Source organism: Kribbella sp. NPDC004138, assembly GCF_053603655.1.
Genome location: NZ_JBSGFZ010000025.1, coordinates 98,658 through 119,212, shown reverse-complemented (window position 1 = coordinate 119,212; position 20,555 = coordinate 98,658). Strand labels below are relative to the sequence as shown.

Annotated in this window: 22 protein-coding genes; 14 read left to right on the top strand and 8 right to left on the bottom strand. The window is 70.0% G+C overall.

Annotated elements, in window-relative coordinates:
* Positions 1 to 98: 98 nt before the first annotated feature.
* Both ACWEOO_RS31435 and ACWEOO_RS31430 read right to left on the bottom strand, forming a co-directional pair.
* Positions 99 to 788 (bottom strand): O-methyltransferase, encoded by a 690-nt coding sequence (locus tag ACWEOO_RS31435; protein ID WP_452146111.1) that lies wholly within the window; start codon positions 786 to 788, stop codon positions 99 to 101.
* A 148-nt stretch (positions 789 to 936) separates the two neighbouring features.
* Positions 937 to 1,719, bottom strand: coding sequence for a DeoR/GlpR family DNA-binding transcription regulator (locus ACWEOO_RS31430; RefSeq protein ID WP_355700302.1), 783 nt, complete (start codon positions 1,717 to 1,719; stop codon positions 937 to 939).
* 119 nt (positions 1,720 to 1,838) lie between these two features.
* Between ACWEOO_RS31430 and ACWEOO_RS31425 the strand changes: the two genes are divergently transcribed.
* A complete protein-coding gene (locus tag ACWEOO_RS31425) occupies positions 1,839 to 2,702 on the top strand; it encodes an SIS domain-containing protein (protein ID WP_452146110.1) in 864 nt (287 codons plus the stop codon).
* On the opposite strand, the gene ACWEOO_RS31420 is transcribed toward ACWEOO_RS31425, so the two are convergent.
* Both ACWEOO_RS31420 and ACWEOO_RS31415 read right to left on the bottom strand, forming a co-directional pair.
* The gene (locus ACWEOO_RS31420; RefSeq protein ID WP_452146109.1) at positions 2,689 to 3,276 is read right to left on the bottom strand and encodes a GNAT family N-acetyltransferase; all 588 of its coding nucleotides are present in this window, start codon (positions 3,274 to 3,276) and stop codon (positions 2,689 to 2,691) included. The genes ACWEOO_RS31425 and ACWEOO_RS31420 overlap by 14 nt on opposite strands.
* Entirely contained in the window at positions 3,269 to 4,438 is a 1,170-nt protein-coding gene (locus tag ACWEOO_RS31415) for an MFS transporter (RefSeq protein WP_452146108.1), read from the bottom strand. Before ACWEOO_RS31415 ends, ACWEOO_RS31420 begins: the two co-directional genes overlap by 8 nt.
* A gap of 75 nt (positions 4,439 to 4,513) precedes the next feature.
* On the opposite strand from ACWEOO_RS31415, the gene ACWEOO_RS31410 reads away from it, so the two are divergent.
* From ACWEOO_RS31410 to ACWEOO_RS31390, 5 genes are all read left to right on the top strand, one after another.
* Complete coding sequence (locus tag ACWEOO_RS31410; RefSeq protein WP_452146107.1) at positions 4,514 to 5,044, top strand: CGNR zinc finger domain-containing protein; 531 nt, start codon at positions 4,514 to 4,516, stop codon at positions 5,042 to 5,044.
* Positions 5,045 to 5,156: 112 nt separating this feature from the next.
* On the top strand, positions 5,157 to 6,518 hold the full coding sequence (locus ACWEOO_RS31405; RefSeq protein WP_452146106.1) for an extracellular solute-binding protein: 1,362 nt from the start codon (positions 5,157 to 5,159) through the stop codon (positions 6,516 to 6,518).
* 34 nt (positions 6,519 to 6,552) lie between these two features.
* The gene (locus ACWEOO_RS31400; RefSeq protein ID WP_452146105.1) at positions 6,553 to 7,395 is read left to right on the top strand and encodes a carbohydrate ABC transporter permease; all 843 of its coding nucleotides are present in this window, start codon (positions 6,553 to 6,555) and stop codon (positions 7,393 to 7,395) included.
* Complete coding sequence (locus ACWEOO_RS31395; RefSeq protein ID WP_355700295.1) at positions 7,392 to 8,264, top strand: carbohydrate ABC transporter permease; 873 nt, start codon at positions 7,392 to 7,394, stop codon at positions 8,262 to 8,264. Before ACWEOO_RS31400 ends, ACWEOO_RS31395 begins: the two co-directional genes overlap by 4 nt.
* The gene (locus ACWEOO_RS31390) at positions 8,261 to 9,130 is read left to right on the top strand and encodes an NAD-dependent epimerase/dehydratase family protein (RefSeq protein ID WP_452146104.1); all 870 of its coding nucleotides are present in this window, start codon (positions 8,261 to 8,263) and stop codon (positions 9,128 to 9,130) included. The genes ACWEOO_RS31395 and ACWEOO_RS31390 overlap by 4 nt, the downstream gene beginning before the upstream one ends.
* Here the strand turns inward: ACWEOO_RS31390 and ACWEOO_RS31385 are convergent.
* Positions 9,103 to 10,098: a LacI family DNA-binding transcriptional regulator gene (locus tag ACWEOO_RS31385; RefSeq protein WP_363717271.1), complete on the bottom strand. Its 996-nt coding sequence runs from the start codon at positions 10,096 to 10,098 to the stop codon at positions 9,103 to 9,105. The two genes, ACWEOO_RS31390 and ACWEOO_RS31385, sit on opposite strands and share 28 nt — an antisense overlap.
* Before the next feature lie 101 nt (positions 10,099 to 10,199).
* Here ACWEOO_RS31385 and ACWEOO_RS31380 point away from each other — a divergent pair, with 101 nt between their 5' ends.
* The 7 genes from ACWEOO_RS31380 (at position 10,200) to ACWEOO_RS31350 (ending at position 17,729) form a co-directional block, all read left to right on the top strand.
* Positions 10,200 to 12,959, top strand: coding sequence for a sugar-binding protein (locus ACWEOO_RS31380; protein ID WP_452146103.1), 2,760 nt, complete (start codon positions 10,200 to 10,202; stop codon positions 12,957 to 12,959).
* Positions 12,960 to 13,023: 64 nt separating this feature from the next.
* Complete coding sequence (locus ACWEOO_RS31375; protein ID WP_359926001.1) at positions 13,024 to 13,245, top strand: biotin/lipoyl-binding carrier protein; 222 nt, start codon at positions 13,024 to 13,026, stop codon at positions 13,243 to 13,245.
* A gap of 228 nt (positions 13,246 to 13,473) precedes the next feature.
* Positions 13,474 to 14,103 carry an RNA polymerase sigma factor SigE gene (gene sigE / locus ACWEOO_RS31370; RefSeq protein ID WP_452146153.1) on the top strand — a complete coding sequence of 210 codons (630 nt, stop codon included), beginning with the start codon at positions 13,474 to 13,476 and terminating at the stop codon, positions 14,101 to 14,103.
* Positions 14,100 to 14,705, top strand: coding sequence for an anti-sigma factor family protein (locus tag ACWEOO_RS31365; RefSeq protein WP_452146102.1), 606 nt, complete (start codon positions 14,100 to 14,102; stop codon positions 14,703 to 14,705). The genes sigE and ACWEOO_RS31365 overlap by 4 nt, the downstream gene beginning before the upstream one ends.
* Positions 14,706 to 14,708: 3 nt before the next feature.
* Complete coding sequence (locus ACWEOO_RS31360) at positions 14,709 to 15,761, top strand: sigma-E factor regulatory protein RseB domain-containing protein (protein ID WP_452146101.1); 1,053 nt, start codon at positions 14,709 to 14,711, stop codon at positions 15,759 to 15,761.
* A 73-nt stretch (positions 15,762 to 15,834) separates the two neighbouring features.
* Positions 15,835 to 17,322, top strand: coding sequence for a S1C family serine protease (locus ACWEOO_RS31355; RefSeq protein WP_452146100.1), 1,488 nt, complete (start codon positions 15,835 to 15,837; stop codon positions 17,320 to 17,322).
* 68 nt (positions 17,323 to 17,390) lie between these two features.
* On the top strand, positions 17,391 to 17,729 hold the full coding sequence (locus tag ACWEOO_RS31350) for a sec-independent translocase (RefSeq protein ID WP_359925987.1): 339 nt from the start codon (positions 17,391 to 17,393) through the stop codon (positions 17,727 to 17,729).
* Between the two features lies 1 nt (position 17,730).
* On the opposite strand, the gene ACWEOO_RS31345 is transcribed toward ACWEOO_RS31350, so the two are convergent.
* Positions 17,731 to 18,141, bottom strand: coding sequence for a hypothetical protein (locus ACWEOO_RS31345; protein WP_452146099.1), 411 nt, complete (start codon positions 18,139 to 18,141; stop codon positions 17,731 to 17,733).
* A 90-nt stretch (positions 18,142 to 18,231) separates the two neighbouring features.
* On the opposite strand from ACWEOO_RS31345, the gene ACWEOO_RS31340 reads away from it, so the two are divergent.
* Complete coding sequence (locus tag ACWEOO_RS31340; RefSeq protein ID WP_452146098.1) at positions 18,232 to 18,810, top strand: TetR/AcrR family transcriptional regulator; 579 nt, start codon at positions 18,232 to 18,234, stop codon at positions 18,808 to 18,810.
* On the opposite strand, the gene ACWEOO_RS31335 is transcribed toward ACWEOO_RS31340, so the two are convergent.
* A complete protein-coding gene (locus tag ACWEOO_RS31335) occupies positions 18,793 to 19,338 on the bottom strand; it encodes a GNAT family N-acetyltransferase (RefSeq protein ID WP_452146097.1) in 546 nt (181 codons plus the stop codon). The genes ACWEOO_RS31340 and ACWEOO_RS31335 overlap by 18 nt on opposite strands.
* A 26-nt stretch (positions 19,339 to 19,364) precedes the next feature.
* Entirely contained in the window at positions 19,365 to 20,510 is a 1,146-nt protein-coding gene (locus tag ACWEOO_RS31330; RefSeq protein WP_359925977.1) for an Mrp/NBP35 family ATP-binding protein, read from the bottom strand.
* Between the last annotated feature and the right edge of the window lie 45 nt (positions 20,511 to 20,555).

Sequence of the window (20,555 nt, the reverse complement as noted above, 5' to 3'; positions counted from 1 at the left end):
AATTGGAGTTCATCTTAGTATGTTTGTTGGTTTTGTTGGTGGGTTTCTTCGCGGATTCCGTCGCTGTAAGTGGCGCCGTGCTTAACAGTCAGTTACTGCTACTTCAGGCGCTTGGCGGCGGTGAGGAGGCCGTCGGAGGTGGGGAGGAGGGCGGAGACCAGGTTGTCGTCGTCGCGGACGGCGCGGATCAGGTCTCGGAGGGCCATCGTGTCGGGGTCGCGGTGGGCGGGGTCGGCGACGCGGCCGCCGGTGAGGATGCCGGCGAAGGCGACGATGCCGCCGGGGCGGAGCAGCCGGAGCGCCTCGTGCAGGTACGCCGTGTTCTCGCGCCGGTCCGCGTCGCAGAAGACCAGGTCGTAGTGACCGTCGGTGAGCCGGGTGACGACGTCCAGCCCGGCGCCGGCGATCAGGCGGAACCGGTTCGACGCGACGCCCGCGTCCAGGAACGTCTTGCGCGCCAGCCGCTGGTTCTCCGCGTCCATGTCGACCGTGGTGAGGGTGCCGTCGGGCCGCATCCCGCGCAGCAGCGCGAGCCCGGAGACGCCGGTCCCGGTGCCGATCTCGACGACCGCCTTCGCGCCCACGCCCGCGGCGAGCAGGCTCAGCGCGGCGGCCGCACCCGGGCCGATCGGGGCGACACCGCTGTCCGCGGCGCTCGCCCGCGCACCGGTGACGACCTCGTCCTCACCGGTGTAGTCCTCGGCGTACGCCCAGGACGTCGGGTCGATGCCGGTGGCGATGGCGTCCTCCCAGTGGTCAGCGAAGTGATGTGCGGCTGCGGTACCCATGCTGAACCGAAGCCTAGCGGTTGGAGGTCCGCTTTCCGTGACGCACGCGCGGAGGCTGCGCAGTCTTGCTCATAACAACCTTGCCCTGATCAGATATGATCGTCTCAACGAGACGCGACTCACCTGGTGAGGGAGGTGTGGAGTGAGATCAGGCGCGGATGACGTCGATACCGGCTTCCTTGAAGACGGCGAGCTGGGTCTCGTCGGCCTGGGCGTCGGTGACGAGGGTGTCGATCTCGCTCAGCTCGCAGATCCGGGCGAAGGCGCGCTGCCCGAGCTTGGAGGAGTCGGCGACCACGACCACCTTCGCGGCCCGGCTGACGATCAGCTGGTTGATGTTCGCCTCGCCCTCGTGGTGGGCGGTGGCGCCGGTCTCGTCGATCCCGTCGACGCCGATGAAGGCGATGTCCAGCGACAGGTCCGACAGGATCCGGTGCGACAGCGGACCGATCATCTCGTAGGACTGCGGCCGCGCCACGCCGCCGGTCAGCACCATCTTCACGTGCGGCCGGACGATCAGCTCGTTGGCGATGTTCAGCGCGTTCGTGACCAGCGTGAAGGCCGGCTCGCCGTGCTCCGCGGACAGCTCCGGCCGGGTGGCCAGCGTCCGCGCCACCTCGGAGATCGTGGTGCCGCCGTTCATGCCGATCACCATGCCGCGCCGGACCAGCGTGGCCGCGGCCTGCGCGATCCGCTGCTTCTCGGACGCGAAACGCGCAGTCTTGTAGCGCAGCGGCAGGTCGTACGACACCGCGTTGGCGACCGCGCCGCCGCGGGTCCGGGTGAGGAGCTGCTGCTTGCCGAGATGGTCCAGGTCACGCCTGATCGTGGCCGCGGACACGTGCAACTGCTCGGCGAGCTCGTCGACGTCGATGGCGCCCTTCTCGGCGAGCGACTCGAGCAAGGTGTTGAGGCGTTCATAACGCTTCACCCGGGGCTCCTCCTTCACACAATCGGTCAGCCGGATGGCGGCTGGTTGGCACCATTCGATCACGTTCGAGCAGTTTCGACCATGACAAGTGCGGAGACGACATGACCCAGACGCCTTTTGTGAGCACTGAGATCGCCAGTCAACCAGACCTCTGGCGACAGGTCTCGGACGGTTTCGCGCAGTACGGCGGTGCGCTTCCGAAGGCCGGCCAGCGCGTCGCGGCCGTCGGGTGCGGCACGTCCTGGTTCATGGCGATGGCCTACGCCGCGCTCCGCGAGGACCTCGGCCAGGGGGAGACCGACGCGTTCGCCGGCTCGGAGTTCCCGGCCGGCCGGTCGTACGACGCGATCGTGGTGATCAGCCGCTCCGGGACGACGACCGAGGTGCTCGACCTGATCCGGGCCACCGACCTGCCGACCGTGGCGATCACCGCGACCCCGGGCTCGCCGATCTTCGACCTGGCCGACCGGACCATCCTGCTGGACTTCGCCGACGAGCAGTCCGTCGTACAGACCCGGTTCGCGACCACGACGCTGGCGCTGCTGCGCGCGTCGCTCGGTGAGGACCTGTCGAAGGCCGCTGCGGACGCTCAGACCGCACTGACCGTCGATGTCGACGACCTGGCCAAGCTCGAGCAGGTCACGTACGTCGGCACGCGCTGGACCGTCGGCTTGGCGCACGAGGCGGCGCTCAAGCAGCGTGAGGCCGCGTCGGCGTGGACCGAGGCCTACCCGGCGATGGACTACCGGCACGGTCCGATCGCCATCGCCCAGCCCGGCCGCGGTGTCTGGATCTTCGGCGAGGCGCCGGCTGGTTTGCTGGACGACGTCGCTGCCACCGGCGCGACGGTCGTGCACCACCGCGACCTGGACCCGATGGCGTCCCTCGTCGTCGCTCAGCGCGTCGCGGTCGCCAAGTCCCTGGCCCTCGGCCTCAACCCGGACCAGCCGCGCAGCCTGTCCCGCTCGGTCATCCTCGGCTGACCGCAGCGGTCATGGGTGCGTCGAGCGTCCATCCCAAGGCGCTGTAGAGCGCCCGTCCGTCCTCCGTTGCCACCAGTACGCCGGCCGTCGCGCCGGCGTACTGCGCAGCGCTCGCCAAGGCGGTCATGACGCTGCGGCCAAGTCCACGCCGGCGATGCTCCGGTGACGTCTCGATCTGGTCGAACACGGCGGCGTCTCCAGCGAGCGCCGCCTTTCCGCGCGCGGCGACCGAGCCGTCAGCAGCCGTCATGGTCACATCGAGGATGGCGCCGCGCTGCGTGTGCGTCAGCTCGTACGACGGCGGGGCCACGGCCGGCGCGGCGCTCAGCCGGGTTGTCATGAGGTACTCCCGCGGCTGCACCTCCCAGCGAGCATGCAGGGCGACCTCGCCGCGGATCTTGAGCCAGGTGTCAGGACTGCGCAGCCCGTCGACCAACCCAGCGTCGTACGCGTGCAACACGTAGCGGACCGCGTGGCCAGGGAGGCCGACGTCGACGCGGTAGCCACTTGGCAGCCGCACTGGCGCCGGGGTGTTGCGGGAGATGGTCCAGCCATGGACCCAGGCGTCAAGCATGCGCAGGAACCTTCGCGTTGAGGGCGGACAGACGACCGATGCCTGCGGCGACCAGGAGCCCGCCGCCTACGACCAGCAGGGTTGCCCTGGCACCGAGGCTCGGTACGAGCAGGCCGGCGGTGGCCTGGCCCAGCGCAGAGGCGCCGACGCGCAGGCTGGCCGCCGTGGTGCTGACCCGGCCCTGCAGGGACTCCGGGCTGTACCGCTGCCGCGCGGCGAACATCGCGGGCAACGTGGGACCTTCGAGGAGCCCGGCAAGAAGCGCGAGCACGAGCAGTACGGCGAGCGACGGCGCGAGCGGCCACGTGATGAGAGCCAGGCCGTAAGCGCTGACGGACAGCACCACGACGTACTCCGGTGGCCAGCGCGACTGCAGCCGGCCGAGGAGGAGGGCTGTGGTGACGCTGCCGAGCTCGACCGCTGTCCACAGGTAGCCGGCCGCGGACTCCGGCCGGCCGAGCTCCACCATGCGCAGGGGCAGTGCGATCAGCAGCATGCCGGTGAAGCCCATGAGCAGGGTCGTCGTGATCGTCGAGGCACGCAGGCGCGGGGTGTGTGCGAGGTGGCGGAGACCTCCGACGACAGACACCAGGAACGGCTCGCCGCCGGCCCCGCTCGGTGGCAGGGCGGGCAGCCGGCCGATCGCGACGATGCTGAGTCCGGCGGCGACGACGATCACCACGACGGCCGCGTCGACCGAGACCGCGGCGGTGATCGTGGCCGCGGTGGCCGGTCCGGCGATCGCGGCAGCGCTGAAGCTCACCGACTCGAACGAATTGGCGCGGGCCAGGCGATCCGGACGGAACAGGCTGGGCAGCATGCTCGTGAATCCGCCGCTCACCATCGGCAGCGTGGCGCCGGCGACCGCTGCGAGGGCCGGCGCGATCCAGTGCGGGCTGTTCCCGACGACCAGCAACAGCGCGATCATGACGGCGGCCAGCGTTGCCTGGTTGGCTGCGAGTGCGCTCCGGCGGTGCGGCGTCCGGTCCAGCCAGGCGCCGAGCAGCGGGCCGGTGACAATCGCCGGGAGGGCGTACGCCGCGCCGGTGAGGCCGGCGAGTGCGGGACTGCCGGTGCGGTCCAGCACGAGGAGGACGAGCGTGAAGGCGACCATCTCGTCGGCGAGCCGGGCGAGGGTCGCGGCCAGGTAGTAGCTGAACACGCCGCGGTCCCTCCTGTTACGTGAAGATCAGTGTTACGCGTTACGTTAGCAAATACGTTACGACGAGGAGAAGCCGTGGACATTCCGGCCCCCGACCGCTTGGTGCGGCTCGCGGTCGACCTGGTGAACACCCGCACGCTCTCGCCGGAGCGCCTGACGTCGCCGGCCGCGGTGCGCGAGTTCCTCCTCGAGCACGGCGAGTCCGGCCCGATCACGCTCGACGACGCGGATCTGGTGGCGGTCCGGGCTGTCCGGGAGCGGATCCGGCCGGTGTTCCACGCCGATCCCGCGACGGCGGCCCGGGTGCTCAACGAGTTGCTGGAGGAGTACGCCGTACGCCCGTATCTGTCCGATCACGACGGATCGCCGTGGCACCTGCATGTGGCCAAACCCGGGGCCACGTGGGCGGAGTGGCTGGCCGCGACGACCGCTCTCGGGCTGGCGAGCTTCGTCGCCGGGCACGGTTTCAAGGCGCTCGCGGTCTGCGCGGCGGCCGACTGTGAGCAGGTCTTCGCCAACGCTGCGGAGAAGCGGCCGCGCCGGTTCTGCACGCCGCGGTGCTCGAGCCGCACGCGCGTGGCGTCGTACCGGGCCCGCCAGAGCTGACTTCCAAGCTGAGCGAAACCAGTTTCGCCTGAGGTCTGGTGTTTGCGAAAGCGCTTGCGCTACTCTGCGGAACGGTCGGCTTGCCGATCGCCATCCCCGCAGAGGAGTTCCGATGAACAGGTTTGCCATCCGTTGTGCTGCAGGGCTTTCCGTGCCGTTCCTGCTCGTGGCCTGCTCCAGCGCGCCGTCGTCCGGCGGCGGTTCCAGTTCCCCGGGGCAGGTGACGCTCACGGTCGGTGACCGCCCGAGCAGTTCCGATCCCGCCAACCGGGCGTCCTTCGACAAGAAGGTCGCCGACTTCCAGCAGGCCAACCCGGACATCAAGCTGAACCCGGTGGAGACCATCTGGGACGCGACCACGTTCCAGGCGCAGGCGGCCGGCGGGCAGCTGCCGGACGTGCTCAACGTGCCGTTCACCGAGCCGCAGGGCCTGATCGCCCGCAAGCAGGTCGCCGACCTGACCAAGGTGCTCAAGGACGACGGCCTGCTGGACGAGCTGAACCCGAACGTGCTCAAGATCGGCCAGGACCAGTCCGGCAACGTGTACGCCGTGCCGACGGCCGCCTACTCGGTCGGTCTGGTCTACAACCGCGAGCTGTTCACGAAGGCCGGGCTGGACCCGAACAAGCCGCCGGCCACCTGGGACGAGCTGCGGGCGGACGCCAAGCGGATCGCACAGAAGACCGGGCAGGCCGGCTACGCGCAGATGACCACGAACAACACCGGCGGCTGGATGTTCACCACCCAGACGTACGCGTTCGGCGGCTCGATCGAGAACGAGGACGGCAGCAAGGCGGCGTTCGACGACGCGCCGTCGAAGGCCGCGCTGCAGTTGCTGCACGACATGAAGTGGACGGACAAGTCGATGGGCCAGGCCGTGCTCTACGACATCGACGGCATCTCCAAGGCGTTCGCGGCCGGCAAGATCGGCATGTTCATGTCGGCGCCGGACGCCTACCGCACGCTGGTCCAGACGAACGGCCTGAAGGCGTCGGCGTTCGGCATCGGCCCGATGCCGCAGCAGGGCGGCGACCACGGCACGCTCAGCGGCGGCAGCGTACAGATCGTCAGCCCGAACGCGACGGACGCAGAGAAGGCGGCGGCGATCAAGTGGATCAAGTTCGCGTACCTGAACAAGTACGTGAACCAGGACGCGGCCGTGACGAGCGCCAAGAACGGCGTGGCGGCGAAGCTGCCGGTCGGCACTCCGGGTCTTCCGGTGGTCAACGCGGACCAGTGGTCGACGTACCAGTCCTGGATCAAGCCGTACGTCAACGTGCCGCTGGAGAACTTCGCGCCGTACACGAAGGTGGCGGCCGATCAGAAGATCATCCCTGAGCCGCCGGTGAAGGCTCAGGAGGTGTACGCCGCGCTCGATCCGGTCGTGCAGACCGTGCTGGGGAACGCGAAGGCCGACATCCCGGCCCTGCTGACCAAGGCGGCCGGCACGGTGAACGCCAAGCTCGGGCGCTGAGTTGCTTCGCCGCCTGCGCAACGGGGTGCCGGCAGTGCTGTTCGCGCTGCCGGTGCTCCTGGTCTTCCTGGTGTTCTCCTGGGGCCCGATCGTCAAGGGCCTGGTGATGAGCGTCCAGCAGACCAATCTCGTCGACCCGGTGAAGTGGGTCGGGCTGGAGAACTTCCGGTACGTGCTGACCGACCCCGCGGTCGGGCAGGCGTCCCTCAACACGCTCTGGTTCACCCTGCTGGCGTTGCTGTTCGGCTTCCCGGTCCCGGTGCTGCTGGCGATGTTCCTGTCCGAGCTGCGCGGCCGGTCCTGGCTCTACACGACGCTGGCCTACCTGCCGGTGATCACGCCGCCGGTGGTCGCCATCCTGCTCTGGCGGTTCTTCTACGACCCGTCGCCCAACGGGATGTTCAACTCGATCCTCGGCGCTGTCGGACTCGGACCGTTCCTCTGGCTGGACAGCCCGGGCTCGGCGATGCCGTCGATCGTGCTGGAAGCGACTTGGGCCGGTGCCGGTAACGCGGTGATCATCTACCTGGCAGCACTGACCTCTGTGCGCACGGACCTGTACGAGGCGGCCGAGCTGGACGGTGCCGGAGTGGTACGCCGGGTGTGGCACGTCATGCTGCCGCACCTGCGCAGCGTCCTGTTGCTGATGCTGCTCCTGCAGGTGATCGGAACGATGCAACTGTTCACCGAGCCACTGCTCTTCACCGGTGGTGGACCACAGGGGTCGACGATGACGATTCTGCTGCTCATCTACAACTACGCCTTCGTCAACGGTGACTACGGTGCAGCGACTGCGCTGAGCGTCCTGCTGGCGCTGGCTCTCGCCGTCCTGTCGGCGGTCTTCCAGCTGGCCACGCGTGGCTGGAGTACTGCATGAGTGTGCTGTCGGACTCGGACCGCAAGCTGACTCGGATCCGTGTGCCGTTCGTCATCGGCCAGGTGGTCGTCCTGCTCGGACTACTGGTGGCAGGACTCGGACCGCTGCTGTGGTTGCTGAAGGCAGCGATCTCGCCGACGCAGGACAGCATCCGGTCGCCGCTCGCGTGGTTCCCGTCCGGTCAGGTGCAGTGGGGGAATCTCGCCACCGCCTGGCAACAGGGCCACATCGGGTACTACCTCGGCAACACCGCCATGATCGCGGCGGGTACGGCGCTGGCGTCGCTGATCGTCTGTACGACGGCCGGCTACGTGCTGAGCGTGCTGCGGCCGCGCTGGGGCGCACTGCTCTCGGCGGCGATCCTGGCCACGCTCTTCGTACCCCACATCGTCTCGCTTGTACCGCTGTACCTGACCGTGCTGAAAGTACCTGTGGTGCACACCAACCTGACCAACACGTTCTGGGCGGTCTGGCTGCCGCCCGCGGCCAGTGCGTTCAACGTCCTGATCGTGAAGCGGTTCTTCGACGGCATCCCCCGGGAGTACTTCGAAGCCGCCCGGATCGACGGCGCCGGTTCGGTGCGCGTGTTCACCTCGCTGGTGCTCCCGCTGTCCCGGCCGATCCTCGGTGTGGTCGTGCTGCTCAGCATCATCTCTTCCTGGAAGGACTACCTGTGGCCCCTGCTGGTGCTGACCAATCCGGATCTGCAGCCGGTCTCGGTGGCGTTGCCGAAGATCGCCAAGGTGACGGAGCTCAACATCCAGTTGGCAGGCCTGTTCCTGGCGCTGCTGATCCCCGTCCTGCTGTTCCTGGTCTTCCAGCGAGCATTTCTGCGTGGCGTGGGCCTGTCTGGGGGGATCAAGGCGTGAAACGCGTTCTCGTCACCGGGGCGGACGGCTCGATCGGCCGTGCCGCGGTGGACGGCCTGCACGCGGCCGGGTACGACGTCACCGGCCTGTCGCTGCGCTACGACCACAGCAGCACGGCGGACCGCGCATTGGTCGGCGACGCGCGGTCGGCGAGTGATGTGGCCGCGGCGCTCGACGGTGTGGACGCCGTACTGCATCTGGCCGCGATCCCGCATCCCAGCCTGGGTACGCCGGAGGAGGTGTTCGAGAACAACGTCGCCGCGACCTTCAACGTCCTGGCGCAGGCGGGGCAGGCCGGTGTCGGCCGGGTGGTGATCGCGAGCAGCATCAACGCGTTCGGCGTACCGATGAACGTGAACGACGTGGAGCCGGCGTACTACCCGCTCGACGAGGAGGTGGAGGCCGACATCGCCGACGCGTACTCGCTGTCCAAGAGCGTCGACGAGCAGAGCGCCCGGATGGCGTGGCGACGCTGGGGGACCAACGTGATCGCGTTGCGCTTCCCGCTCGTGAAGAGCCGCGAGGAGCTGTTCAGGTTTCGCACGATGGTCGAGCGCGATCCGTCCGGAATGGCCCGGGAGGGCTGGGCGTACCTGGACCTGCGGGACGGCATCCGGGCGGTCGTCGCCGCGCTGGAGTCATCGGCGGCCGGTGCCCATGTGGTCGGCCTGGCGGCGGACGACATCCTCATCGACCGGCCGACCGGCGAGCTGCTGCGCGAGTACGCCCCGAACGTGCCGCTGCGACGGCCGGTGCGGGGGCGTGCGGGCCTGGTCGACACCACGCGAGCCCGGGAGCTGCTCGGGTTCGTGCCGCAGTACTCGATCCACGACGAGGATCAGGTGGTCTTCGCGGTCACGACCTGAGGGGTGACGTAGCGGACGCCGGGCTGCGGATCCGGGTCGAGGAGATGGGCCGCCACCTGCCGGCCGATCTCCTCGAGGCCGACGTCGATCGTGGTGAGGTGCCGGGAGACCCGCTGGTCGTGCATCAGCTGCTCCCAGTTGTCGACGCCGATCAGCGCGACGTCGCCCGGCACGTCCCGGCCGGACGCCCGGACGGCACGCTCGGCCCCGCGGCCGATCGCGTCGCTGCCGCAGAAGATCGCGTCCACGTCCGGCGCCTCGGCCAGCAGCTCGGCGACGGCCTCCTCGCCCCAGTCCTCGCGCCAGCGCCCGAAGCGCACCGGGCTCGCCCACTGCAGTCCGGCCTCCGCCAGGACCTCCTCGGCGCCGGCCGCGCGGCGCTGGGCGGCGTTGTCGTGCGGCTCCGCGGTGATGTGGGCGATCCGCCGGCGGCCCTTCGACAACAGGTGCCGGACGGCGAGCCGGCCGATCTCCTCGTCGTCGGCGGTGATCGTGACGTCGTCCGGGTCCTCGGTGAAGGTGAACGCGTAGATCACCGGGACGTCGAAGCGGCTGGTCAGCGACGGGCTCGGGAACGACGTGCCGGTGCCGATCACGATCACGCCGTCGATCCGGCGGGCCCGCAGCTGCAGGATCGACTCGGTGACGTCGCGGTCGCCGATCCGCGCGTCGTACAGCAGGATGGCCTGCTCCTTGGCGCCGAGCTCGGTCGCGGCGGTGGCCAGCACCACGCGGGTGAACGGGTTCGAGGCGCGATGGGTGAGCACGCCGATCGTCTGGCTGCGGCCGCGGGCGAACGAGCGGGCCAGGGCGTTGTGCCGGAAGCCGAGCCGGTCCGCGGTCGTGCGGACGTGCTCCCGGGTGGCTTCCGAGATCCGGTCGGTGCCGTTCAGCGCCTTGGAGGCCGTCGACAGCGACACCCCGGCCGCGGCGGCGACGTCGGACAGCGTGATCACCTGATCGGCCATGTGCTCATCGTAGTCAGCTCCGAGCCGTTGACACCGGCTGGCCGGAGTATCAGGGTGTGATTTGCGAAACCGCTTTCGCTCCCTTGGGAGGAGAAAACTCCATGACCCGTCGCCGCTCCGGCGCAGTCAGTCTTCTCACGGCCGGCCTGCTCCTCGCCGCCGTACTGCAGTCACCCGCCCGCGCGGCCACGACGGCCGCGCCGACTCTGACGATCACGCCGACCACGGTGGGCAACACGTTCACCATCGGGCAGCAGGTGCAGCTGGGCTTCAGTACCGACGCCACCACCGTCAGCTGGACGGTCCGCGACGCGGGTGGCACCGAAGTGGCCAAGGGCTCCGCGCCGGCCGCCACGCTCAACGGACAGCTCACCCTGCCGATCAGTACGCCCGGCTGGTACCAGACCGACCTGACAGCGGTCGGGGCCGACGGTACGACGACGCTCGGCGGCACGGACTTCGCCGTACTGACGCCGCACGACTTCTCGACCTCCACCGATACCCGGATCGGTGTCGCCGGCGCGCTGGCGTTCGGAGGCGCGGCCAATCCAGGGCTGGACGCCGTACCGCTGATGGCCAACGGCGGGATCTCCACCGACCGCGACGAGGCTTTCTGGTCGGCCGCGGAGACCACCAAGGGAGTCATCCAGTTCCCGCAGCGGTACAAGGACTACAAGGCGGCGCTGGACGCCAACAACATCGACTTCCTGAACATCCTCGACTACGGGAACACGCTGTACTACCCGGACGAGGCACCCGCCACGGACGAGCAGCGCGAAGCCTTCACCCGGTACGCCGTCGCGGCCGTCGACCAGTGGGGGACCGAGCACACGACGTACGAGCTGTGGAACGAGTGGAACCTGCGGGACCCGAACGGCGCTGCCAAGGCCAGCCCGGAGAACTACGTCGCAGTGCTGAAGATGGTGAGCGCGGCGGTGCGGGCGAAGCACCCGGACGTGAAGCTGACCGGTCCGTCGCTGGCGGTCATCAACGACTGGCAGGGCTGGTTCACCAAGTTCGCGGACCTCGGCGGGCTGGACTACGTGGACGCCGTGACCATCCACCCGTACGTGCAGCCGCTCGACCCGGAAGCCTCGGTCACCTACGTCAACACGATCCGCTCCATCATGGCGGCGCACGGCTCGACCAAGCCGATCTACATCAGCGAACAGGGCTGGGCGACCGGCACCAACCCCAGTGCGGTCTCCGAGCCCGCCCAGGCGCGTGACCTGGTGCGCGGCAACCTGCTTGCGTACGGCAACGGTGTGGCGCGCTACAGCTCCTACAACTTCATGGACTCGGGCACCGACCCGTCCAACGTCGAGCACCGGTTCGGCCTGGTGCGCAACCGGCTCGACGCGCGTGGTGCGCTGGTACCCAAGCCGTCGTACGTCGCGACCGCCGTCCTCGCCCGTCAGATCGACGAGCTCCCGTTGATCGGCCAGACCCGTTTCGGCTCCAACGGGTACGACGTGGCGTTCAACGCGGGCGGCGGACAGAGCGTCCACGCCGTCTGGGCCACCACGCCAGGAGTCGTCGCTGCCACGGCACCTGCTGGCTCGACCGTCCAGGTGACCAATCTGTACGGCGTCGAGACGACACTGACAGCGGATGCGGGTGGACACGTGTGGGTGACCGCCGGACCGGACCCGGTCTACCTGAAGGGTGCGATCACCGGACCGATGCTGCCGTCCGGCCGCTTCGCGATGTCGGTCGGCCCGGAGATCGCAGGTGACCCGGCCAGCGGCACGCTGACGTTCACCAACCCGGACTCGGTCACCCACGCGTTCACGGTCTCCGCGGGCGGTACCGAAACCAGCGGCTCGGTCGCGCCGGGCGCCACGGCCACTGCACCGGTGACCTACCCGGCACAGGAGTCCACGGGGCCGCGGACGTACTCGGCCACGGTGACGGTCGACGGCCGTGCGGTCGCGGTCATCTCTGCCACGGGCACGGCCACTCCGCCACTGTCCGTCACGGGCTCACACGTGCTCAACGGCAGCGGGCAGGGCCTGCTCCGCTTCCGTGTCACCAACGCTTCGTCACACGACCTGCCGATCGCTGGGCTGGACTGGGTGTCCGGTACGGCGTCCGGAACGCTGCTGGCCGACACCACGGTGGCCGCTCACGCCACTGTGCAGGCCGACGTCTCGCTCCCCGACGCGTCGACCTGGTCTGCGAACCTCAGGCGCACCGGTCTGGCCGACATCAAGGCCTCCGGCAAGCTCGTACCGGTCGGTGCGCCGACGGTCGCGAAACGCCATACGGTCACGCTGGACGGGGCCATCGACCCAGCGGTGGCCAGGCAGCCCGCCATCGCGCTGGAAGGCACGGGCACGCCGCCGGTGACGGGATGGGGCGGGCCGAGCGACCTGTCCGGGTCGTTGTGGCTCACGCACGACGACCAGAACCTGTACCTGTCCGCCAAGGTCACCGACGACGTGTTCTCCCAGCCGAACCGCGCCGGCAACATCTGGGGCGGAGACGGGATCCAGCTCGGTATGACAGCCGGTGCGCCCGGCGAGGCCACAAGCACCCAGGAGATCGGTGTGGCGCTCACGGACGCCGGTCCGGTGGACACCTGGCGCTGGACGCCGACCTCCCGGACCGGTACGCCGCCCGGGGTCCAGGCCAAGGTCGTGCGGGACGAGGCCGCGCACACCACGACGTACGAGATCGCCGTGCCGTGGAGCACGCTCGGGTTCGCCGCCGAGGACCGGCTGCTGTCGGCCACCGTGGTCCTCAACGAGAACGACGGCACCGGGCGGCGCGGCTGGCTCACCTGGGGCAAGGGCGTCGCCGAGACCAAGAACCCGGCGCTGTTCAACGCCGTCCGGCTGGACCCGGCTGCCGCCCCGTGACCGGCGCCCTGGCCCGGTCCGCCTAGGATCGGGCCAGGGATTCCGGGACCGCGAGGAGTGCGAGTTGAGTCACACCGTGCTGGCCGAACTGGTGGCCAACGTGCTGAAGGTCACCGCCAAGGCCGGGGACACGGTGGGCCCGGACGACACACTGGTCATCCTGGAGTCGATGAAGATGGAGATCCCGGTGCTGGCCGAGGTGGCCGGCACGATCTCCGAGCTGAAGGTCGCCGAGGGCGAGGTCGTCCGCGACGGCGACCCGATCGCTGTGATCGAGGAGACATAGTTCAACCGAAATGACCTCTCAAGCGTCTTGGGTAGTGAGGGCACCGGCCGGGAACTTCCGGCCGGGGCGCCGCGTTGAGCCGACGTACAGCGAACCCACGGAACTCAGGGTCGAACCCGGGTTCTCCCGACGTGCGCAGAGGACGGTGACCGCGGCACCATGGCCTTCACGCTCATTGCCGAGAGGACCCAGGGAGGCGTCGCGGTGAAGCCGTTCGACACGTCGACCATGCCGTCTGGGCGGTCGGTCCCCGCACCCCAGCAGGTGCCGGAGGTACCGGATGCGCTGCCGTCGTGGGACGAGATCGTCCGCACCCACTCGGCGCGCGTCTACCGCCTGGCGTACCGGCTGACCGGTAACAAGCACGACGCCGAGGACCTGACCCAGGAAGTGTTCGTCCGGGTCTTCCGCTCGCTGTCGTCGTACACGCCGGGCACGTTCGAGGGCTGGCTCTACCGCATCACCACGAACCTGTTCCTGGACGGCGCCCGCCGCAAGCAGCGGATCCGGTTCGACGGCCTGCCCGAGGACGCCCACGACCGGCTGCCGGCCAAGGGCGAGGGCCCGGCCGAGAAGCTGGACTCCGACCTGTTCGACCACGACGTCCAGGACGCGCTCGACGCGCTGCCCGAGGACTTCCGCGCCGCCGTCGTGCTGTGCGACATCGAGGGCATGACGTACGACGAGATCGCGGACGTCCTGGACGTGAAGCTCGGCACCGTCCGCAGCCGCATCCACCGCGGCCGGTCGATGCTGCGCAAACACCTCGAGCACCGCGCCCCACGCTCCGGCCAGACCCGGGTCGGCGGCCCGCCCGTCGACGGCGGCCTGTTCGGCGACGGGGGTGACCTCGCATGACGCACCCGCTGGACAAGCTGAGCGCCGTGGTCGACGGCCAGCTCGACCACGACTCCCGTGACAAGGTCCTGAGCCACCTGGTCGGCTGCGACACCTGTCGTGCCGAGGTGGACGCTCAGCGCCGGGTCAAGGCACGGATGGCCGCGCTGGAGTCGCCGGATCCGTCCACCGACCTGATGCAGCGCCTGATGGGTGTCTCGTCGTTCTCGACCGAGCCGCGCGAAGAGGTTCGCCCGGTGCTTACGCCGGTCAGCCTGTTCCCGCAGCGGTCCGCGTTCCCGGCCGGGCGCAGCACCGGCGGCACCCGGCCCGGAACCGCCCGCGGCACCCGGTCCCGCCGCCGCGCCGGCGTCCTCGGTGCGGCCGGCTCGGCCGCCGCGGTCGCCTCCCTGCTCGGTACGGCGTTCGTCGTCGGCGACCCGGCCCGCTCGGAGCAGCCCCCGACGCTGCAGCCCCCGGTTGCGAGCTTCTCGTCCGACCACGCGAGCACCAGCAGCGGTGCGCCGTTCGCGGACCCGGTCGCGCTGCTGAACTCCTACAACGGCGCGGGGTACGCCGGGCTGAATCCGACGCTGCGGCCGGTGGCCCTGACAGGACGCTGACCGGTGAGCCTGTCCCGGCTCGCTGTGCTGGTCAGCACCGCCCTGATCGGCTTCGGCCTGCCCACCTCCGCGGCCGCCGTGCCGGCGCTGACCAAGGCGGACTCGCCGACGGCGGTCAGCTGGCTGCAGCGCGCGGCCGCAGCACCGAACCACGTCTCGTACCACGGCACGCAGATCATCACGTCCTGGGGACCGCAGGGCTCGAGCTCCGCGATGCTGGACGTCGTGCACGCCGCGTCGCAGGGCTCCGAGATCAGTGTGCTCGGCTCGTCCGCTCCGGGCGCCAAGGCGTTCGTGCAGCGCGCCACCACCACGGACGCGGCGGTCGACGGCGGACCGCTGGCGTTGCTGCAGGCGACGTACCAGCTGGTCGACAAGTGCTGCACCGACTTGATCGGTCGCAGCGCCGTGCTCGTCGAGGCGCTGCGGAGTGACCAGACGCTGGCGGCCAAGTTCTGGATCGACAAGGCCTCCGGGCTGCTCCTGCAGCGTCAGCTGTTCAGTGCGGACGGCAAGACGATGGTGCGAGCCACCGTCTTCACCGAGCTGGAGATCGAGAGCTCCGAGTTCCTCGGCCACCTGCCGCCGACGGTGCCCAGCGGCGTCGAGGCGGTCGGCATGGGCAAGGTCGGCCACCTGCGCTCCGAGGGCTGGGTCTGCGCGCCGGAGCTGCCTGCCGCGCTCAAGCTCTATGACGTCCACCAGGACACCACCAACGGCTCCCTGCAGTTCTCGTACTCGGACGGCCTGTTCAACGTCTCGCTGTTCGAGCAGCGCGGCGCACTGGACCCGGCCGCCGTGGAGGGCTTCGGAGCCACCGACAGCCCGGGGGTCTACGTGCGCTACGGCATGCCGTCGTACGTCGTCTGGTCTTCCGGGGGCATCGTCTACACGCTGATCGGCGACCTGCCGCCCGACCAGCTCGGACAGGTCGTCCGATCGTTCCCGCACGAGCGGCCGGTCAAGGTGAGCGCGATCCAGCGGCTGGGCACCGGGCTGGCCAAAATCGCGACCTGGCTGACTCCGATGGGTGCACTTTCGCCGAAGCTGGGATAATCGAAGACGGAACCTCCTCCGGTTACCGCCGGGGGGCTCCACCGACGACCACGACGATGTGAGGCGGGGCACCGTGACCAGCGACGACGCCGAGCCGACAGTTCCGAACCCGGCGACCGCGGATCCCACCGCGGAGCTGCCCGCCGCGCCTGCCGCGAACGGGCCCGCCGAGGCCGCGCCGAGCGCGAACGGGAACGGGCAGTCGGCTGGTCCGCCGCTGACCGCACTGGCCCCGCCGGCGCCCGGCGCGGGCGCGATGCCGCTGCGCACGCCGGGTTCGGACGCGGCCTACCGTCAGACCAACGGTGGCCGCTCAACCACGCAGCGCAGCTTCGGGCGTCCTGAGCCGCAGCAGAGCTTCCGTCCGGTCTACCCGGGGCAGGCCTGGCCGACCGAGCAGCCGCAGTACCGGCCGGCGTACGTGCCGCCGCCACCGGCCGACTGGCACCAGCAGCAGGCCCGTTCGTACGCGTCGGAGCCGCAGAAGGTGAACCGGGTCGTCACGATCGCTGCGCTCGTCGCTCTCGTCATCGGTGTCCTCGCCGGAGCCGGTGCGGCGACGGCCGTGGTCGCTCTGAGCGGCAACAGCACCCCGATCGCGCAGCAGCCCGATCCGCCCGTCGGCACCGGGGCCGACCCCAAGATCCGCACCGGCTCGGTGTCCGCGGTCGCCTCGACCCTGCTGCCGAGCGTCGTGCAGCTGAAGGTCCAGGGCTCGGACAACTCCGACGCCACCGGATCCGGGTTCGTGATCGACAACGTCGGCCACATCCTGACCAACAACCACGTCGTCGCGGCCGCGGCCACCGGCGGCTCGATCCAGGTCGTCACGAACGACAACAAGACCGCGACCGCGCGGCTCGTCGGCCGCTCCCCGGCGTACGACCTGGCGGTCGTCCAGGTAGCCGGCCTGACCGCGCCGTCGGTGAAGTTCGGCCGGTCGGACCAGGCGGTCGTCGGGCAGGACGTGGTCGCGATCGGCTCGCCGCTCGGGCTGGCCGGCACCGTCACGTCCGGCATCATCTCGGCGAAGAACCGCCCGGTGACCACCGGCGACGACACCGGACAGGCCTCGTCGTACATCAGTGCGCTGCAGACCGACGCCGCGATCAACCCGGGCAACTCCGGCGGCCCGCTGGTCGACATGAACGCGCGGGTGATCGGGGTGAACTCCGCGATCGCCACCGTGCGCGGCTCCGAGGAGGGGCAGAGCGGGAGCATCGGGCTCGGGTTCGCGATCCCGATCGACCAGGCCCGGCGGACGGCCCAGCAGCTGATCGCGACCGGCAAGGCGTCGTACCCGGTGATCGGGGCCAGTGTGGACATGACGTTCGAGGGCGGCGGCCGGGTCAGCGCGGTCAGCCCGAGTTCGCCGGCCGCGCGGGCCGGTCTGCGGGTCGGTGACGTGATCACCGCGGTCAACAACGACCCGGTGAACAGCGCCGAGGTGCTGATCGTCGCGATCCGTACCCACCAGCCGGGAGAGGCCGTGCGGCTCGCGTACGAACGCGGCGGACGGTCCCGGACGGTTACGCTCACTCTCGCCCAGCAGATCGGCTGAAGTCCCGTGACCGGAGTCGGGTTACCCTTGTCGGCGTCCGAAGCGATGTACAGAAGTGAGGTGCGGGCATGTTCGGCATCGGGCCACTCGAACTGGTCGTGATCGCGATCGTCGCCGTGCTCGTCTTCGGACCGGATCGGCTGCCGGAGTTCGCGCGGACGGCGGGACGGCTGCTGCGGCAGGTCCGTCAGATGGTCACCAACGCGCAGAACGACCTGCGCAGCGAGCTCGGCCCGGAGTACGCCGACCTCGAGCTGCAGGACCTGAACCCGAAGAACTTCGTCCGCAAGCACCTCCTCGACCCGATCGAGGACGAGGTGAAGTCCGTGAGCACCGACTTCACCGACACCACGCCGCCGCGCCTCCCGGCCGGGGCCAAGCCGCCGTTCGACCCCGAGTCGACCTGACCTACCTGCGCCGGAGCAACACAACGGCTCCGGCGAGCACGGGCAGGAGTGCCAGGACTCCCCACAGTGGCGGGAACGGGTGTACGCCGTACTCGGTGACGAACAGCAGGGTCAGCCCGGCGCCGAGCGTGAGCAGGACCGCGAGCACGGCGACCCCGATCACGACCGGTCGCGGCCTGCGCGCGACGGCGAGCACCGCCAGCCAGATCAGCGCGTTGACGACGGCTACGGCGTACACCACGCCGTAGACCGTCCCGGACGTGATCGTCTTGCCGTACGGCGCATAGACGGACGCGGCGTGGTCGAACAGGCTGCGACCGCCTGACTGATCCACGATCGCGACGACGGCGAGCACCAGCGAGAGCCCGACGGCGAGCAGCGCTGTGCGGCTTTCTGAAAGTGACTGTCTCATGCAAGTGACTGTACGAACGGCGGTTCGTGGTGGTCAAGAGCTTTAGACAGTGACTTGCTGAAGCGTGGGACTGTCTCTTAGGGTCGAGGCATGACCGGTCTACGGGCGCGCTGGCGCGAGAAGGCGCGGCGGACGATCCAGGAGCGTGCGCTCGACCTGTTCGACGAGCGCGGCTTCGGCGCGGTGACGATCGAGGAGATCGCCGCCGCGGCCGAGGTGTCGCCGTCGTCGGTCTACCGCTACTTCGGCACCAAGGAGGGCCTGCTCGTCGCCGACGAGTTCGACACGATGAGCGAGGAGGCACTGGCCGAGCTGTTCGACCCGGGGGACCCGGTCGGCACGATGACCCGGATCGTCCGCGACTACGAGGCGGTCCCGGCCGACGGCGAGCCGGCCCCGTGGCGGCGGATCCGCTACTTCTTCAAAGAGCCGTCGGTGCGGACGGCGTTCTGCGCGTCGCTGGACCGCGCGAGCCAGCGCATCGCCCCGCTGATGGCCGGCGGACGCTTCACCGAGACCCAGGCGCGGGTCGCCGCGAACGCCCTTGTTTTCGGGTACTTCTCGGCGTTGGAGCAGTGGTACCTCGACGGCGGCGTGCGCTCCGTCGCGGAGTACGTCGAGGAAGGTCTGGCGCCGTTGCGCCCGATCTGGTCAGTCGGTGATCAGTAGGTCGTAGGTGACCTTGTCGTCGACGCGGGTGGCGATCTGGAACGCGGCCCGCTCGGTGCCGACGTGCCGGAATCCGGCCTTCTCGGCGGTACGCCGGGCCGCCGCGTTCGTGGCCGCCGTACGGATGAACAGCCGCCGGCCGCCGAAGCCGCCGTCGTCCGCCGCGGCGAAGTACCACCGGGCGACGGCCTGGACCGCCTCGCTCATCACACCGCGGCCCTGCGCCTCGGGGTGCATCCAGAACCCCACCTCGGCATCGCGGACCTCGCCGCGGGTGTGGATGCCGAACAGCGTGAGGTTGCCGAGCCCCTGATCGGTGCCCGCGTCCGCCACGCACCAGTTGAACCGCGTCCCGGCGGACGCCTGCTCGGCCATGTCCTTCAGCCAGAAGCGCGCGTCCTCGACAGTGAAGGGCTGCGGGATGAACGGCAGGAACAGCGCGGTCGCCGCGTTGGTGCGAGCGGTGGCGATCCGTTCGAGTTCGTCGTCACGCCACCTGCGCAACCGCAGCCGTGCCGTCTCCAGCACCGGGTGGAACACCTTGCCGGCTGCTGTCAGCGGCCGGCGGGGGACAGGCCCAACTGGCGCCCGAGGAGACCGCGCGGCTTGCCGCCGAGCGTCTGCGCGATCTTGTCGAGCATCTGCGCGGCAGGGGTGTCCGGGTCCGCGGCCGTGAGCGGCTGACCGAGGTCGCCGCCGGAGCGGAGCCGCTCGTCCAGCGGGATCTCGCCGAGCAGCGGGATCTGGTAGCCGAGACGGGCGGACAGGGTCTCCGCGACCCGCGTACCGCCGCCGGTGCCGAAGATCTCGATGCGGTGCTCGGGACCGCAGTGCGGGCAGGGCAGGTACGACATGTTCTCGACCACGCCGGCCACCCGCTGGTGCACCATCTGCGCCATCGTGCCGGCCCGCTCGGCCACCTCCGCGGCGGCCTCCTGCGGGGTCGTCACGACGATCACCTCGGCGCTGGTGAGCCGCTGACCGACCGAGATCGCGATGTCGCCGGTGCCCGGCGGCAGGTCGAGGAGCAGGACGTCGAGGTCGCCCCAGTACACGTCCGCGAGCATCTGCACCAGCGCGCGGTCCAGGATCGGGCCGCGCCAGGCGACCACCTGGTCGCGCTTCGGCTTCAGCATGCCGATCGAGATCACCTTCACGCCGTGCGCGGGCACCGGCATGATCATGTCGTCGACAGCGGTCGGCCGCTCGTCGGCGACGCCGAACATGGCCGGCACCGAGTGGCCGTAGATGTCCGCGTCGAGCACACCGACCGACAGGCCCTGCCGTGCCATCGCGACCGCCAGGTTCACCGTCACCGACGACTTGCCCACGCCGCCCTTGCCGGACGCGATCGCGAACACCTTGGTCAGCGAGTCGGGCCGGGAGAACGGGATCTCCTTCTCGGCCACGCCGCCGCGCAACTGGGTCTGCAGGGCCGCACGCTGCTCGGCCGACATCACGCCGAGGTCGATCTCGACGCCGGTGACGCCGTCGAGTTTGCGCACCGCGGCGGTGACGTCGCGGCGCAGCGTGTCCTTCATCGGACAGCCGGCGACGGTCAGCAGGATGCGGACCGCGACCACGCCGTCCTCACGCACGACGACGGACTCGACCATGCCCAGATCCGTGATCGGTTTCTTGATCTCCGGGTCCAGCACACCACCGAGCGCCGTGGTCACCTGATCAGCAGTGGGAGCCATGCCCCAAGGCTACGTGCTCGCCCCACTCCACCCGACCGCGGTCCG